Source organism: Aeromonas sp. R2-2 (genome assembly GCF_040908355.1).
Classification (GTDB): domain Bacteria; phylum Pseudomonadota; class Gammaproteobacteria; order Enterobacterales; family Aeromonadaceae; genus Aeromonas; species Aeromonas veronii.
On record NZ_JBFODQ010000044.1, the window covers coordinates 56,281 to 69,228 of the forward strand.

Consider the following 12,948-nt stretch of genomic DNA (forward strand, 5'->3'; position numbering starts at 1 on the left):
TCGTCAGGACGCAGCCCAATAGTGCGGATGCCACCAGGTCTGGTCAATCAAAGGTGCAGGATCACCGGAAAAATCGGCTAGGCCCTCCTCGCGGGCACAGAGCGCGACCGCTCTGGCCACGGCGCGGGCCACCTCTCCGACCTGTTCAATCGGGGGCAGCAGTCGGCCCGCCACCAGCGGATAGGCGCCGACCGCCCGCACCGCGGCCAGCAACATGCAGTCGCTGATGCGGCGTGCCTTGACGGCGCAGGCCCCGAGGCCAATGCCCGGGAAGACATAGACGTTGTTGCACTGGGAGACAACCCGCCGCTCACCGGCCACCGTCACCGGCGCAAACGGGCTGCCGGTCGCCAACAGGGCGCGGCCACCCGTGGCCGCCCACACCTGCTCGGGCGTCGCTTCGGCGCTGCGGGTCGGGTTGGAGAGCGGCAGGATCACCGGCTGCTCGCACACCTCCCCCATCGCCTGCAACACCTCGCCAGTAAAGAGGCCGCCCTGACCGCTCACCCCGATCAGCACAGCCGGGCGCACCTGGCGGATGGTCTCCAGCAGCGAACTACTCCCCTCCTCCACGGATCGAGCAAACGGCTGCTGGGCGCGGGTCAGTGCAGGACGATCGGCACAGACCACCCCGTCCTGATCAAACAGCCAGACCCCCTCACTGCCGCCCGCCAGCTGGGCCAGCATGGCGGCGATGCCGCAACCGGCAGAACCGGCGCCGACGATCAGCACAGGAGCATCGCACAAGGCGGTGCCCACCTGCTGCAGACCGGCCAGCACACAAGCGGAGGCGACTGCCGCCGTGCCCTGAATGTCGTCGTTAAACATGCAGAGCTCGTCGCGATAACGGGTCAGCAAGTTGGCGGCATGCTTGCCGGCAAAGTCTTCAAACTGCAGCACCACCTGTGGCCAGCGCTTGCGAATGGCGGCCACCACCTTGTCCATGAAGTGGTAGTAGCTCTCGCCGTCGATGCGCGGGGATTGCCAGCCGAGGTAGGAGTCATCCTCCAGCAGCTCGGGGTTGTTGGTGCCCACATCGACACAGAGCGGCAGGGTGCGCGCCGGATTGATGCCGCCAGCAGCGGAGTAGAGCGCCAGCTTGCCGATACAGATCCCCATGCCGCCGATACCGAGATCGCCAAGCCCCAGCACCCGCTCGCCATCGGAGATGACGATCACGTCTACCTCCTGCTCCACCGACTCGAGGATGTCGTCGAGATCGTCCCTGTCATGCCAGGAGAGATAGAGACCGTGGCTGCGCAGATAGAGGTCACTGTGGCGCTGGCACGCCTCCCCCACCACCGGGGTGTAGATGATCGGCAGCAGCTCCGGCAGGTGGTGGCGCACCAGATCGTAGAAGAGCACCGGGTTGTCCTCCTGCAGTTGGCGCAGCAGCAGATGCTGGTCAAACGGACTCTGCATGGCGCTGACCAACCGGTAGATCCGGCGCCGCTGCTGGGAGAGGGACTCCTCCTTGTGGGGCATACGCCCCCGCACGCCCTGACGCTTGCGCTCGGCATAGGGCAGGCTGGTGCCCATCATGATGTCGTTCATCTTGTTTGTTCCTCAATCCGGTATCAGGCGAGCAGGGAGATAAGGGCGGTGGCCAGGATCAGCATCACTGCGCCGCCGAGACGGGAGGAGATCTGGGCAAAGGGCATCAGCTTCATGCGCTGGGCCGCCGAGAGCACGGCTACGTCGCCGGTGCCGCCCATGTTGGCCATGCAGAGTCCGCCGGTGATGGCCGCCTCGATGGGATAGAAACCGATCATCCGGCCCACCAGCGCCGCGCCGAGGGCGCCACCGATCACGGTGACCATGACCAGCACGAAGTAGCTGATGGAGAAGGCACTGATCAGCTCGGGAATACTGGTATAGGCGACGCCGATCCCCACCAGCAGGGAGGGGGTCAGGTTGCTCACCACAAACTGATACCAGTCGGCCGCAGCCTGCTCATAACGGCGCGGCAGCAGGCCGCTCACCTTGATAAAGGCAACCGCCAAAATCATCAGGGCGAAGGGGTGCATCGGGATAAAGTTGCCAAGCAGGGAGCCCAGCACAAACATGCTGGAGCTGATAAAAAGCCCCATACCCAGACTCTGCAGGGTCGGCGCCTCAGCCTGCTCGTCAGCAATGCTCTGGCTACTGTCCTTGATCATCAGCTTGCCGTTGCCAGTCAGGGAGGGGTAACGACGACCGAGCCGCGCCAGCAGGGAGCCCACCAGAATGGCCAGGGTATTGGCGATCACCACCGCCGGTACCATGCGCGACAAGAGATCCGCACTGGACATCTGCATCGGGCCGGAGAGAATCTCCACCAAGGGCACCGCACCGGCGCCCATGCCACCGCCCATGATCGGCAGGCCGATCAGCAACACCGCATTCGTGAAGCCATACCCCATCAGGGAGCCGACCAGCCCCACGCTCAGCAATGCCAACGCCACGCCGCCAAGAATGACCGGCAGATAGCGCATGGCGGCATTTTTCAGCAAAGCGCCGCTCATGCCAAACACGGAGCCAGTCACCAGACTGGCGATAAAGAAGTTGAGAAAGCCTCCCTCCTTCATGAAGTTGGTAATGACCTGCCCCGCCTGCACCGGCAGCAGCTGGTATTCGAACAGGGCGGCGCCGCCAAAGATGGCGAGGATGGTGCCACCCCCCAGATATTCACGGATCGGCATGATCCGCTCCCCCAGCTCGGTCAGCAGGGTGCCCAGTACAAACATCAGTGCCAGCGCACCGACCATGCCCAGCGGCAACGAGCCGTTCCAGCCGGAAAAGAGAACACAGGTCGCCAGCCCCAGAAATATAAAGAGCGGCATACCGGCAATTTGTTGGCCGCCCATCAAGGCGGCCTTTTCTTGTGTGGTTTGTAGGGGTGAGAGGTTTTTCATTGTTATGTACTCTGCGTGTGATTGTGGCCGCTACTTTATTGATCCCCCTCGCCTCTGTCGGTTAGCCAGATTGCAAAGCCATATAAAAACATTAAAAACTTAAACATCATGGTGTCGCCAACGTGCGCAGCACAATAGAACACCAGACATCCGATACCCGACCAAGTCAGGAAATAGGGCGATAAAACGAGCGAGCCCAATGGCGGATATTGGGATGATCAGCAGTAATAACGATGCGATGATCTCTCCCCCTTAGGGGAAATAACAGAGCCAGATGACAAGCTCTGCGACCATTTATCGCCACAGATCCTGTGAGTGAGAAGCAGCGGGCAATGTCATCGCCATGACGCGAGTGCCACGGCTTGCCACATCAGGGTTTGAGTCGGCGTGCAAGAAGCACGCACGATGAAAAAGGGTGAGGAGAAAGATGCAAAAAGGGGAGATTGAAATAGTGATGAGCCAAGCCAGCGAATACCAGAGCACTGGCTTGAACTCACAAGGATCACACACGGTCAGGTCTATTCTGCCAACAGCAATGGAATATTGGCGGGGTCAAAATCATGACTGATATCGGTACTTCTGATTGCGCCTTCCCGATTCACGCCATGGTGTGACTCTGCACCATATTCTCCATCACTCAACAGCGCTTCAATTGCCAGATACACACATCCACTGTCATATCCATCCACAACCCGTTTCCCCCCTTGTTTTATAACCCCATCAATATTAGCGGATAAAAAAAGAGCTGCTCGCTGAAGTTGAAAATTTCATGAAAATAATCGCCAGATATCCTCCATTCACGGCGCAATATCCGAAGCGGCAAAAGAGTCTCGAGTGGATCAGCCCCGAAAATAATATCAGGGTCTCGAATGCTGCCAACTCGCACCAGCGAAAGATCCGACCAGAAACATGATCCGCATCACACTATTTACTTAGCCTGCTAAACAAGTATGATACTTAGCAGGCTAAGTACATTGGGGATGAGAAGATGACGGATCTGGAAAGGTTGCGCGAGCTGTCGCTCGCCGAGCAGATAGCGCGGATGCACCGGCTATGGCGTACTGCCGCCGACCTGGAGCTGGCTCCCCTTGGCCTCACCCATCCCCGCTGGACCGCGCTGTGGAAACTCTCCCGCATGGGGAGCCATGTCAGCCAGAAGACCCTGGCCGAAGCCCTCGAGATAGAGCTCCCCTCCCTGATGCGCACCCTGGGCCAGCTGGAAGAGCAGGGTCTGATTGAGCGCCACTGCTGCAGTCAGGACAAGCGGGCCCGCATCGTCTGCGTGACCCCGGCTGGCCAGACCCTGCTCGATCAGATCGCCGACCGCATCATGAATATCCGCCGGGAGCTGCTGGGGGGCATCGACGAGCAGACCCTGCAACTGTTTGAAGCCACGGTGCAGCGGATCTCGGCCAACGCCCTCAGCAAAATTGAACAACACCACGACCGACAAGCCGGAGGCGATACAAGCCCTCCCGAGACCGACACAGAGAGAGAATAAGATGACCCCGGATCAACAATTTACCCGCTGGATCAAATGGTCCATGGCTGGCTTTGCCACCCTGTTTGCCTATTTTCTGATAGCCGACCTGCTGATGCCCCTCACCCCTCAGGCGATGGCGACCCGGGTGGTCACCAAGCTGGCCCCCCAGGTGAGCGGCAAGGTGATCGAGGTCGCCGTTCACAACAACCAGCAGGTCAAGAAGGGGGATCTGCTGTTCAGGCTGGATCCGGCCCCTTTTGAACTGGCAGTGGAGCAGGCCCGCCTTGCGCTGGCGCAGGCAGAGCAGCAGAACAGTGAACTGGATGCCGCCCTGACCGCCGCCGTTGCCGAGATCAACGCCAAGGAGACCCTGGCCAGCCAGAAATGGCGCGAGGCTGAGCGGATCGATGCGCTCTACCAACGTCACATGGTTTCGCTGCAACAAAAAGATGAGGCTGACAGCGCCCTGCGCAGCGCCCAGGCCAACCTGCGCGCCAGTCAGGCCAAACTGGCCCAGATCAAGGCCAGTCGTGGCGTGACCGGTGAAGATAATCTGTTGCTGCGCCAGGCCCGCAACAAGCTGGCGCAAGCGCAGCTGGCCCTCTCTTACAGCCAGGTCCACGCGGATCAGGATGGCACCATCACCAACTTGCAGCTCAAGCCGGGCAGTATCGCCAGCGCCGGCAGCCCGCTGCTGGCACTGGTGTCGGAACAGGTGGACGTCATTGCCGATTTTCGGGAGAAGAGCCTGCGCCATGTTGGCGAGCAAACCCGCGCACTGGTGGCCTTCGATGGCGAGCCGGGTCAGCTCTATCCTGCCTGGGTAAGCAGTCTGGATGCCGGAGTGAGTGCCGGTCAGTTTGATGCCAATGGTCGACTGGCGGCGCCGGTGGAGTCGGATCGCTGGGTACGGGATGCCCAACGGATGCGGCTGCACCTCGAGCTGGACCAGCTCCCCGATCATCTGCCAGCCGGGGCGCGGGCCACGGTACAACTGCTGCCGGACAATGCCCTGACCGCCATGCTGGCACGGGGCCAGATCCATCTGCTCAGCCTGCTCCATTATGTCTACTAACCACGCCACTCACCCGTCGGCCAATACCGCCCCAGCCCACCTCGTCGGTGGTGCTGCTACTCACCTCTGGTATCGGCCCCTCACCGGCAACGAGCTGCGCCAGTGCCTGCGCATCGCCTTTGGCTGCACCACGGGCTTTCTGCTCTGCAAGCTGTTTGGCTGGAATTACGGAGTCTTCTATACGGTCACGCCGGTGCTGCTGCTGGGAATGGTGCCGGTGATGAATGGCCATGCCGCACGCCAGCTGATAGCGGCGGCGGTGGTCTGTGGGGTGGAGGTCGGGCTGCTGGGGGGGCTGTTTGGCAGCCATCCGGCGCTGATGACCCCTATAGCCTTTCTGCTGTTTCTCTACCGTTTCGCCGCCATGTCGCGGGGCAGCCTGTTTCTGTTCGGGGCCAACGGGGTGCTGAGCCTCAGCATCATGCTGCACTTTGCCAGCTATCCGCAGACCGACCTCAACGACCTGATCCTCAACAATATCTGGGCGAACGTGCTGTCGGTGCTGATCGCCTACCTGATGACCATGCTGATCCCGGATGTGGAGGCCAGACCCAAGCCCACCTCGGCCCCCAAGGCGCCGCACCGGATGCGCCATGAAGCCCTGCTGGGTGCCACGGTGGCCACCCTGTCGTTTCTGGTATTTCAGGTGTTTGACCTGCGCGACTCCATGTCTGCCCAGGCCACAACCCTGCTGGTGCTGTTCCCCATGCATTGGAACGGTGCGCTGAGTTATGCCCGCAAACGGGCGATGGGCACCTTGCTGGGTGTCACCTTCGGCTTGCTCGGCCAGCTGCTGCTCTATGACTGGTCAGGGCAACTGCTGCTGGTCGCTCCACTGCTGTGGCTCGGCGCCATGCTGTTCAGCCATGCCCACGTCAAGGAGGCAGGCGGCTCCGGAGTCGGCTTTGGCGCCCTCACTACCCTCGGCATCCTGTTTGGCCAGTACCTCACTCCGGGCAACGATCTGGTGTTCAGCGCCCTCTACCGGGTGAGCAGCATCCTGTTTGCCATCGTGGTCATCCTGCTGGCCTGCTACCTCGTCCACCGGTTGCTCAACCGCTTCGAGGCGACCCGCTTCGGTTATTGATTTCCTGTTGTAAGCACTGTTGTCAGCCCATGGATGAGCTCTTTTTCGCCCCGTCGCCTGCCGGGGCGTTTTTTCTCTCCCTCGTGTGCCTCCCTTGTCATCCCCCCACCACCACAGCTCAGCGCAGAAGTACGGCTATGCTTGTAAGGCTGCTGTCGATGAGGTGTACCTATGGTCGCGTTGTTAAAAAAATGGCTGGTTTGTCTGATGCTGTTGGCTACCAGCCCGCTCGGGGCCACCCCGCTTGTCATTGGTGCCGAAGATGACTGGGCCCCCTACTGCGAGCGCGACAAGGACAATGAGGATGACCAGCCCCACGGACTGGCGCCTGAGCTGGTCAAGGCGGTGTTCGCCGCCGAAGGGATCGAGATTGTCTTTCGCACCCTCCCCTTCGCCCGCTGCATGCACGATGCGAAAAGCGGCAAACTTGCGGGGTGCTTCAACGCCACCATCACCGAAGAGAACCGCTACCAGTACCACTGGCACGATACCCCCATGTTCGAGGAGGATCTTGCCATCTTCGCCCTTGCCAGCGACCCGCAACGGGATCTCAAGCTCACCTCGCTGGAGGGCAAGCGGGTGGGCATCACCCTCGGCTACACCTACCCCACCGATTTTATGGAGAACCCCAGGATCACCCGCTTTCAGGCCAAATCCGATGCCCAGATCCTCGAAATGCTGGTACGTGGCCGGGTCGACTACATCCTGATGAACGGCATGCCGGGCTACCTCAAGATCCAGCAGAAGCAGCTGACCGGCAAGGTGGTCAAGGTTGGCAAGCTCTCCACCGATGGCTTCTGGCTCGCCTTCTCACGCCACCACCCGCAAGGGGAAGCGCTAGCCAAACAGTTCGAACAGGGGCTGCAGAAGATCAAGAACAACGGCATCTATGAGACACTGATCCGCCAGTTTGAAACCAGACTTGGCCTCTACTGATGGCGATACCTTCCTGATTGCGCCCCCTCATACTCGCGCCGTAGGCCGGACAGCCAGCGACGCACCGAATGGCCCCGCTGATTGCACAATAACGGCAACCTGTTAGGCTCACGCCCGTATGACACCAATGGAGCTGTAATCATGAATAAGGTACATATGATGGCCGCTGGTGCGCTGGCCCTCGGCCTGCTCGCTGGCTGCAATCAGGGCAATACCCTCTCAGTCACCGGTGGCGAACCGGTCAGTTACCAGTGCGAGCAGGGCAAGAAGGTGCAGGTGCGCTACTTCTCCCTCTCCGACGAAAGCCTCAACTTTATCAAGCTGTCACTACCGGACGGCAAGGATTACACCCTGCCCCAGGCCATTTCGGCCTCCGGCGCCCGCTACACGGACGAACATGAGGCCGTCTGGTGGAACAAGGGGGATGAGGGCTTTGTCGAGCTTCGGGATCAGGATGGCGAGTGGCAGACCGCCTACAACGACTGCAAACAGCAATAAACGTGACCCCGGCCTAGCCGGGGTCTCTCTTTTTCTCTGGCATCAGAGTGGTGGGGGATCAGTTGATCTCGATTTCGAAGCGGTTGGTCACCTCGACCGGAATGGCATCCGGGTTGCCCTCTGCCGGGCTGTAGCGGATCCGCGAGAGGGTCGCCAGCGCGCTCTGCTCCAGCTCGCCGGGGGGCTCGGCCGCCACCACTTCCGGCTTGACCGGCGTGCCGCTGGCGTCAATTTGATAGCGAACTTCCACATACCCCTTGACCGGTTTGGCCGGCAGGGCTGGCTCGTCATTGCCAAGCCATGACCACTGCTTCTCCTGAACCCAGTAGCTGGACAACTGCTCGAGAGGGATAGCGATCGGAGCGCGCTCGTGCGCCACCTCCTGACGGGATGAGCACCCCAGCAACAGTGTCACTGCCAGACCTGACCATACTGCGACTTTCCAATTCATGTAACGCTCCTTGTTCTCTGCCGGTGCTTGTTGCCGGACTGCAGGGCGCTCAACGCGGCCCGCTTGGTCAGTCACCCATCCTAACGAAAAAGTATTCGTATGAACATGAACAAAAGGGCCAACCCCGAGAGGTTGGCCCTTTTATCGTCAATGAGCTCACTAACCATCCGCTGGCATCAGCCGCGCTTGTCGCTCACCACCAGCCAGAGCGCATGCACCATACCCGGCAGACCGCCCATCAGGGTCAGCACTATGTTGATTAAAAAGTGCAGGCTAAAGCCCACCTGGATAAAAGCGCACACCGGGGGCAGGAAAATGGCCAGCAGGATCTTGAGCAGATTGTTCATCTCGGCTCTCCTTTTCAAAAATGTCGTCAGGATTAGAATCGGCTAACCATAAACATCCCGGGCTTCAACTGCAAACCAGACAGGGAATTCGCTCACCCGCATCACGCCAGGCATTGAGATCGTGGATCTGCTGATTGCTGCTGCCACGCCAGAGCAGGCCGGGGTCTGCCAACGCCTTTTCAAACTTGCCATCCACCAGCACATCCAGCAGGGCGACCAGCTCGCGCTGGGCATCCGAGAGCTCGCCGAGCAGATAGCCGGTCCAGCACCAGATATCCTTGCCCGGACACTCGGCGCGCACCCGTTTCACCAACGCCAGCACGTGGGGCACGTTGGCCGGGTGGAGCGGATCGCCGCCGGAGAGCGACAGACCTCGCCGTTTGATGCGGCTGTCGTTGAGATCCGCAATGATGCGATCGCTCATCGCCTCATCGAACGGCTTGCCGCCATCGAGCCGCCAGGTGCTCTGGTTGTAGCAACCCGGGCACTGGTGCTCACAGCCGGAGACAAACAGGGTGGCACGGGTGCCGGGGCCGTTGATCACATCGACCGGGTAGTATTGGTGGTAGTGCATCGCTTGTTTCCTGCCTCGTTCACGGGAAGGCGGCGTGGTTGCCGCCCTCCAATGAAAATGGCCCCTTGAGTCAGGGGCCAGCTCTTCATCGCCTGTACGCTTACATATGTTTGACGCGGCGCTTCACCTCTTCCTGCTTGCCCGCATTGAAGGGGCGCGCATCCGGGCTGCCGAGGTAGCCGCAGACACGGCGGGTCACCGACACCTTGGCGGGGTCGTGGTTACCGCAGCGCGGGCAGGTAAAGCCCTTGGAGGTACACTCGAATTCGCCGGTAAAGCCGCAGTCGTAGCACTCGTCGATGGGAGTGTTGGTACCGTAGTAAGGCACCTTGTCATAGCTGTAATCCCAGACGTTTTCGAGCGCTTCCAGATTGTGCTGGATGTTGGGGTACTCGCCGTAGCAGATGAAACCGCCACTGGCGATGGGCGGATAGGGCGCCTCAAAGTCCAGCTTGTCGTACGGGTTGACCTGCTTCTCCACATCGAGGTGGAAGCTGTTGGTGTAGTAACCCTTGTCCGTCACACCGGATACCACGCCAAACTCTTTGGCATCGATGCGGCAGAAACGGGTGCAGAGGTTCTCGCTCGGGGTGGAGTAGAGGCTGAAACCGTAGCCAGTCTCCTCTTTCCACTCATCGATGGCCGCCTTGAGGCGGGCGATGATGGCGATAGCCTTCTGTTGCAGCTCGGCGCTGTCAAACAGGTGCACCTTGTCACCAAACAGGGCGTTGATGGTCTCGTGAACCCCGATATAACCGAGGGAAATGGAGGCACGACCGTTCTTGAAGATCTCGCTGACGTTGTCGTCCGCCTTCAGCCGCACGCCGCAAGCCCCTTCCATATAGAGGATCGGAGCAACCCGTGCTTTCACCCCGTCCAGACGGGTGATGCGGTACATCAGCGCCTTCTTGGCGACCCGCAGGGAGGCATCCAGACGATCCCAGAAGTCCGCTTCGTCACGGGATTTCAGCGCAATGCGCGGCAGGTTGAGGCTCACCACCCCCAGGTTGTTGCGACCTTCGTGGATCAGCTCGCCATTCTCCTCGTAGGCACCGAGGAAGGAGCGGCAACCCATGGGGGTCTTGAAGGAGCCGGTCACTTTCACGACCTGGTCGTAGTTGAGGATGTCCGGATACATCCGCTTGGAGGCACACTCCAGCGCCAGCTGCTTGATGTCGTAGTTGGGATCGCCCTGCTTGTGGTTGAGGCCATCCTTGATGGCGAACACCAGTTTCGGGAACACGGCGGTCTTCTTGTTCTTGCCAAGGCCAGCGATACGGTTGCTGAGGATGGCACGCTGGATCATTCGCGACTCCCAGCTGTCCCCCAGACCAAAGCCGAAGGTGACAAACGGCGTCTGACCGTTGGCGGTGTGCAGGGTGTTGACCTCGTACTCCAGTGACTGGAAGGCGTCGTAGCACTCTTTCTCGGTGCGAGCCATGGCGTAGGCTTCCACATCGGCAATGCCCCACTCTTCGGCCACTTCACGGTGTTTCTGCCAGCTGATGGTCACATAGGGGGCCAGCACTTCGTCGATGCGGTTGATGGTGGTGCCACCATAGATGTGGCTCGCCACCTGGGCGATGATCTGGGCGGTCACGGCAGTGGCGGTGCTGATGGATTTCGGGGTATCGATCTCCGCATTGCCCATCTTGAAGCCGTGGGTCAGCATCCCTTTCAGATCGATCAACATGCAGTTGAACATCGGGAAGAAAGGCGAGTAATCGAGATCGTGGAAGTGCAGATCACCGCTCTCATGAGCCTGAACCACATCACGGGGCAGCATGTGGCTGGTGGCATAGTGCTTGGCGACGATACCGGCCAGCAAGTCGCGCTGGGTCGGGATCACCTTGGAGTCTTTGTTGGCATTCTCGTTGAGCAGGGCAGCATTGGTCTGCTCGACCAGACCGCGGATCTCCTGCGCCAGACGGCCGCGCGCCTCGCGAGCCTGATCCCTGTCGTGGCGATATTCGATATAGGCACGGGCGATGGCCTTGTCGTCGGAAGCCATCAGGTGGTTTTCGACCCGGTTCTGGATCTCGTGGATATCAACTTCACCACGCCCTTCCAGCTCCTGACTCACCGCATTGGCAATGCGGGAGGCCAGTGCCGGATTGGCCTGATTGACCGCTTCCGCCGCACGGCTGACCGCCTCTGCAATCAGCTGGGCATTGAATGGTGCGCGACATCCGTCACGTTTGATCACAACCGGTTTCATGGATTTTCCCCGTTAAAAGGCCAGGCATTTGCCTCTGGCTCACCCTTGTTGGGCCCCCCTCCCGGCATCTCGTCCTGGACGCAAATAAATTCAGCCGAGGCTTGACAAGCCTGGGCTGAAGATAGGAGAGGAACAGCTTATACACAGCTTAATAACACAACATATAGGGATTAAAAACGAATGCGTCCCTATATGTGGTGTCTATTAGGCACCAAAGCGAAGCCTCATTTCTTGATCCAGAACAGGTTTTTCAGCGAGCGGGACAGTTCACGACCGACCCAAAAGAGCTCCATTCAAATCCAACCTCAAGCGGGGTGCGGGCTGGCGTCCGATCCACCCACCCGAAAAAAAATGGCTATGTCCCAATTACGTGTTGCATGGGGTGCCCCAGCGCCTCATGCAAACACGCTTTGATATTCACGCCCCTCCCGTAACGCTCCAGCATCCTGCGCCAACCCAGGTAGTTCTTCAGGTAGTGCGTTGCCACTCCATGGAACCGCTCCATCCACTCTTTCAACCGATGGTGATACCCGTTCACGTGCTGGATGTGATACGCACCGACCACCCGTTCGCCCTGGCGATTGCGCACTACTTGATGAGTCACTCCATGCACTTTGCTAAAACTCGCATACACACCCGCACCATCGCTACACAACACCGCATCCGCTGACACCAACGGCTTCAACACCGCGATGACCGTCTCGGCATTTATCTGCTCCAGCTGAAAATCCGCATGGTGGCCAGCACGGTCCTGCACCACCATCACAGGGATGTAATCCGACCCGGTTCCACGGGTTCGACCTTTACCACCACGATGCCTTGGCGGACGCGGCAGTCCCCGTTGCCCCTTGAACGATTCAAGGAAGAAGGTCTCATCAACCTCAACAATGCCCTCTTCCCGTGTGGCTTGATGGCCTGCCATGGCACGCAAGAAGCGGTGACGCCAGAGGAACGCGGTGTTTTTGCTGACCCCACAGCGCCGCGCGGCCTGGCGGACGGTCAGTCCTTCGATGAGGGCTTGCGCGTAGTCTTCCCAGCACTGTGCTTTACGCAATCTGGCCAGGGGCGTCTTGGTGAGGATGGAGCTTGTGCGCAGACACTGTTTGCAACGGTAGCGGCGCAGCCCCCGACTCCACCCCCAAGGCGCCAGCTCGGCGACATCGGCCTGACAATGTGGGCAGCCACTGCATGCAGGAAACTGGGTATTGAGCGAGGTAATGGCATGTGGCGCCATGAGCTCCTGCCGGGCAACGCGGCGCTGGCGCAGGGTAAGCAGTGGAAAGAGAGACAACAGGTGTTGAAAGGCTGGGGTATCCATGATGGCAGACCTCAAGGTGATGGCCTACTTCAAGATTAGCCTTTCAACACGTAATTGGGACATAGCC

Annotated in this window: 13 protein-coding genes; 5 read left to right on the forward strand and 8 right to left on the reverse strand. The window is 60.0% G+C overall.

The genetic code is table 11. From position 1 onward, the window contains the following. Positions 1-3: 3 nt before the first annotated feature. The 3 genes from AB5Z09_RS07970 to AB5Z09_RS07980 all read right to left on the reverse strand — a co-directional run bounded on the left by AB5Z09_RS07970 (position 4) and on the right by AB5Z09_RS07980 (position 3,583). Entirely contained in the window at positions 4-1,554 is a 1,551-nt protein-coding gene (locus AB5Z09_RS07970; protein ID WP_368150952.1) for an NAD-dependent malic enzyme, read from the reverse strand. A 23-nt stretch (positions 1,555-1,577) separates the two neighbouring features. Beyond that, positions 1,578-2,894, reverse strand: a complete 1,317-nt coding sequence (locus tag AB5Z09_RS07975; protein ID WP_368195017.1) for a 2-hydroxycarboxylate transporter family protein — start codon at positions 2,892-2,894, stop codon at positions 1,578-1,580. A 518-nt stretch (positions 2,895-3,412) separates the two neighbouring features. Next, entirely contained in the window at positions 3,413-3,583 is a 171-nt protein-coding gene (locus AB5Z09_RS07980; RefSeq protein ID WP_162838752.1) for a hypothetical protein, read from the reverse strand. Positions 3,584-3,882: 299 nt separating this feature from the next. On the opposite strand from AB5Z09_RS07980, the gene AB5Z09_RS07985 reads away from it, so the two are divergent. The 5 genes from AB5Z09_RS07985 (at position 3,883) to AB5Z09_RS08005 (ending at position 7,973) form a co-directional block, all read left to right on the forward strand. After that, the gene (locus AB5Z09_RS07985; RefSeq protein WP_064337040.1) at positions 3,883-4,395 is read left to right on the forward strand and encodes a MarR family transcriptional regulator; all 513 of its coding nucleotides are present in this window, start codon (positions 3,883-3,885) and stop codon (positions 4,393-4,395) included. A gap of 1 nt (position 4,396) precedes the next feature. Then, positions 4,397-5,452, forward strand: coding sequence for an HlyD family secretion protein (locus tag AB5Z09_RS07990; RefSeq protein WP_368195018.1), 1,056 nt, complete (start codon positions 4,397-4,399; stop codon positions 5,450-5,452). Next, on the forward strand, positions 5,442-6,539 hold the full coding sequence (locus tag AB5Z09_RS07995; RefSeq protein ID WP_368195020.1) for a DUF2955 domain-containing protein: 1,098 nt from the start codon (positions 5,442-5,444) through the stop codon (positions 6,537-6,539). The genes AB5Z09_RS07990 and AB5Z09_RS07995 overlap by 11 nt, the downstream gene beginning before the upstream one ends. A 207-nt stretch (positions 6,540-6,746) precedes the next feature. Next, the gene (locus AB5Z09_RS08000; RefSeq protein WP_223849344.1) at positions 6,747-7,475 is read left to right on the forward strand and encodes an ABC transporter substrate-binding protein; all 729 of its coding nucleotides are present in this window, start codon (positions 6,747-6,749) and stop codon (positions 7,473-7,475) included. Between the two features lie 141 nt (positions 7,476-7,616). Continuing rightward, complete coding sequence (locus AB5Z09_RS08005; RefSeq protein WP_005338437.1) at positions 7,617-7,973, forward strand: MliC family protein; 357 nt, start codon at positions 7,617-7,619, stop codon at positions 7,971-7,973. A gap of 58 nt (positions 7,974-8,031) precedes the next feature. On the opposite strand, the gene AB5Z09_RS08010 is transcribed toward AB5Z09_RS08005, so the two are convergent. From AB5Z09_RS08010 to AB5Z09_RS08030, 5 genes are all read right to left on the reverse strand, one after another. Then, the gene (locus AB5Z09_RS08010; protein WP_005349872.1) at positions 8,032-8,424 is read right to left on the reverse strand and encodes a TonB family protein; all 393 of its coding nucleotides are present in this window, start codon (positions 8,422-8,424) and stop codon (positions 8,032-8,034) included. Between the two features lie 176 nt (positions 8,425-8,600). Continuing rightward, positions 8,601-8,771, reverse strand: a complete 171-nt coding sequence (locus AB5Z09_RS08015) for a YqaE/Pmp3 family membrane protein (RefSeq protein WP_005338440.1) — start codon at positions 8,769-8,771, stop codon at positions 8,601-8,603. Between the two features lie 64 nt (positions 8,772-8,835). Further along, positions 8,836-9,345 carry an anaerobic ribonucleoside-triphosphate reductase-activating protein gene (gene nrdG / locus AB5Z09_RS08020; RefSeq protein ID WP_236341500.1) on the reverse strand — a complete coding sequence of 170 codons (510 nt, stop codon included), beginning with the start codon at positions 9,343-9,345 and terminating at the stop codon, positions 8,836-8,838. A 100-nt stretch (positions 9,346-9,445) separates the two neighbouring features. Next, positions 9,446-11,563: an anaerobic ribonucleoside-triphosphate reductase gene (gene nrdD / locus AB5Z09_RS08025; RefSeq protein WP_040066676.1), complete on the reverse strand. Its 2,118-nt coding sequence runs from the start codon at positions 11,561-11,563 to the stop codon at positions 9,446-9,448. A gap of 355 nt (positions 11,564-11,918) precedes the next feature. Then, positions 11,919-12,881, reverse strand: a complete 963-nt coding sequence (locus AB5Z09_RS08030; protein WP_368194921.1) for an IS1595 family transposase — start codon at positions 12,879-12,881, stop codon at positions 11,919-11,921. Positions 12,882-12,948 lie beyond the last annotated feature (67 nt).

Excerpts from the sequence above, each read along its gene's own strand:
- AB5Z09_RS07970 (WP_368150952.1), bottom strand. The coding sequence starts at position 1,554 with ATGAACGACATCATGATGGGCACCAGCCTGCCCTATGCCGAGCGCAAG.
- AB5Z09_RS07975 (WP_368195017.1), bottom strand. The coding sequence starts at position 2,894 with ATGAAAAACCTCTCACCCCTACAAACCACACAAGAAAAGGCCGCCTTG.
- AB5Z09_RS07985 (WP_064337040.1), top strand. The coding sequence starts at position 3,883 with ATGACGGATCTGGAAAGGTTGCGCGAGCTGTCGCTCGCCGAGCAGATA.
- AB5Z09_RS07990 (WP_368195018.1), top strand. The coding sequence starts at position 4,397 with ATGACCCCGGATCAACAATTTACCCGCTGGATCAAATGGTCCATGGCT.
- AB5Z09_RS07995 (WP_368195020.1), top strand. The coding sequence starts at position 5,442 with ATGTCTACTAACCACGCCACTCACCCGTCGGCCAATACCGCCCCAGCC.
- AB5Z09_RS08000 (WP_223849344.1), top strand. The coding sequence starts at position 6,747 with ATGCTGTTGGCTACCAGCCCGCTCGGGGCCACCCCGCTTGTCATTGGT.
- AB5Z09_RS08005 (WP_005338437.1), top strand. The coding sequence starts at position 7,617 with ATGAATAAGGTACATATGATGGCCGCTGGTGCGCTGGCCCTCGGCCTG.
- AB5Z09_RS08010 (WP_005349872.1), bottom strand. The coding sequence starts at position 8,424 with ATGAATTGGAAAGTCGCAGTATGGTCAGGTCTGGCAGTGACACTGTTG.
- AB5Z09_RS08015 (WP_005338440.1), bottom strand. The coding sequence starts at position 8,771 with ATGAACAATCTGCTCAAGATCCTGCTGGCCATTTTCCTGCCCCCGGTG.
- nrdG (WP_236341500.1), bottom strand. The coding sequence starts at position 9,345 with ATGCACTACCACCAATACTACCCGGTCGATGTGATCAACGGCCCCGGC.
- nrdD (WP_040066676.1), bottom strand. The coding sequence starts at position 11,563 with ATGAAACCGGTTGTGATCAAACGTGACGGATGTCGCGCACCATTCAAT.
- AB5Z09_RS08030 (WP_368194921.1), bottom strand. The coding sequence starts at position 12,881 with ATGGATACCCCAGCCTTTCAACACCTGTTGTCTCTCTTTCCACTGCTT.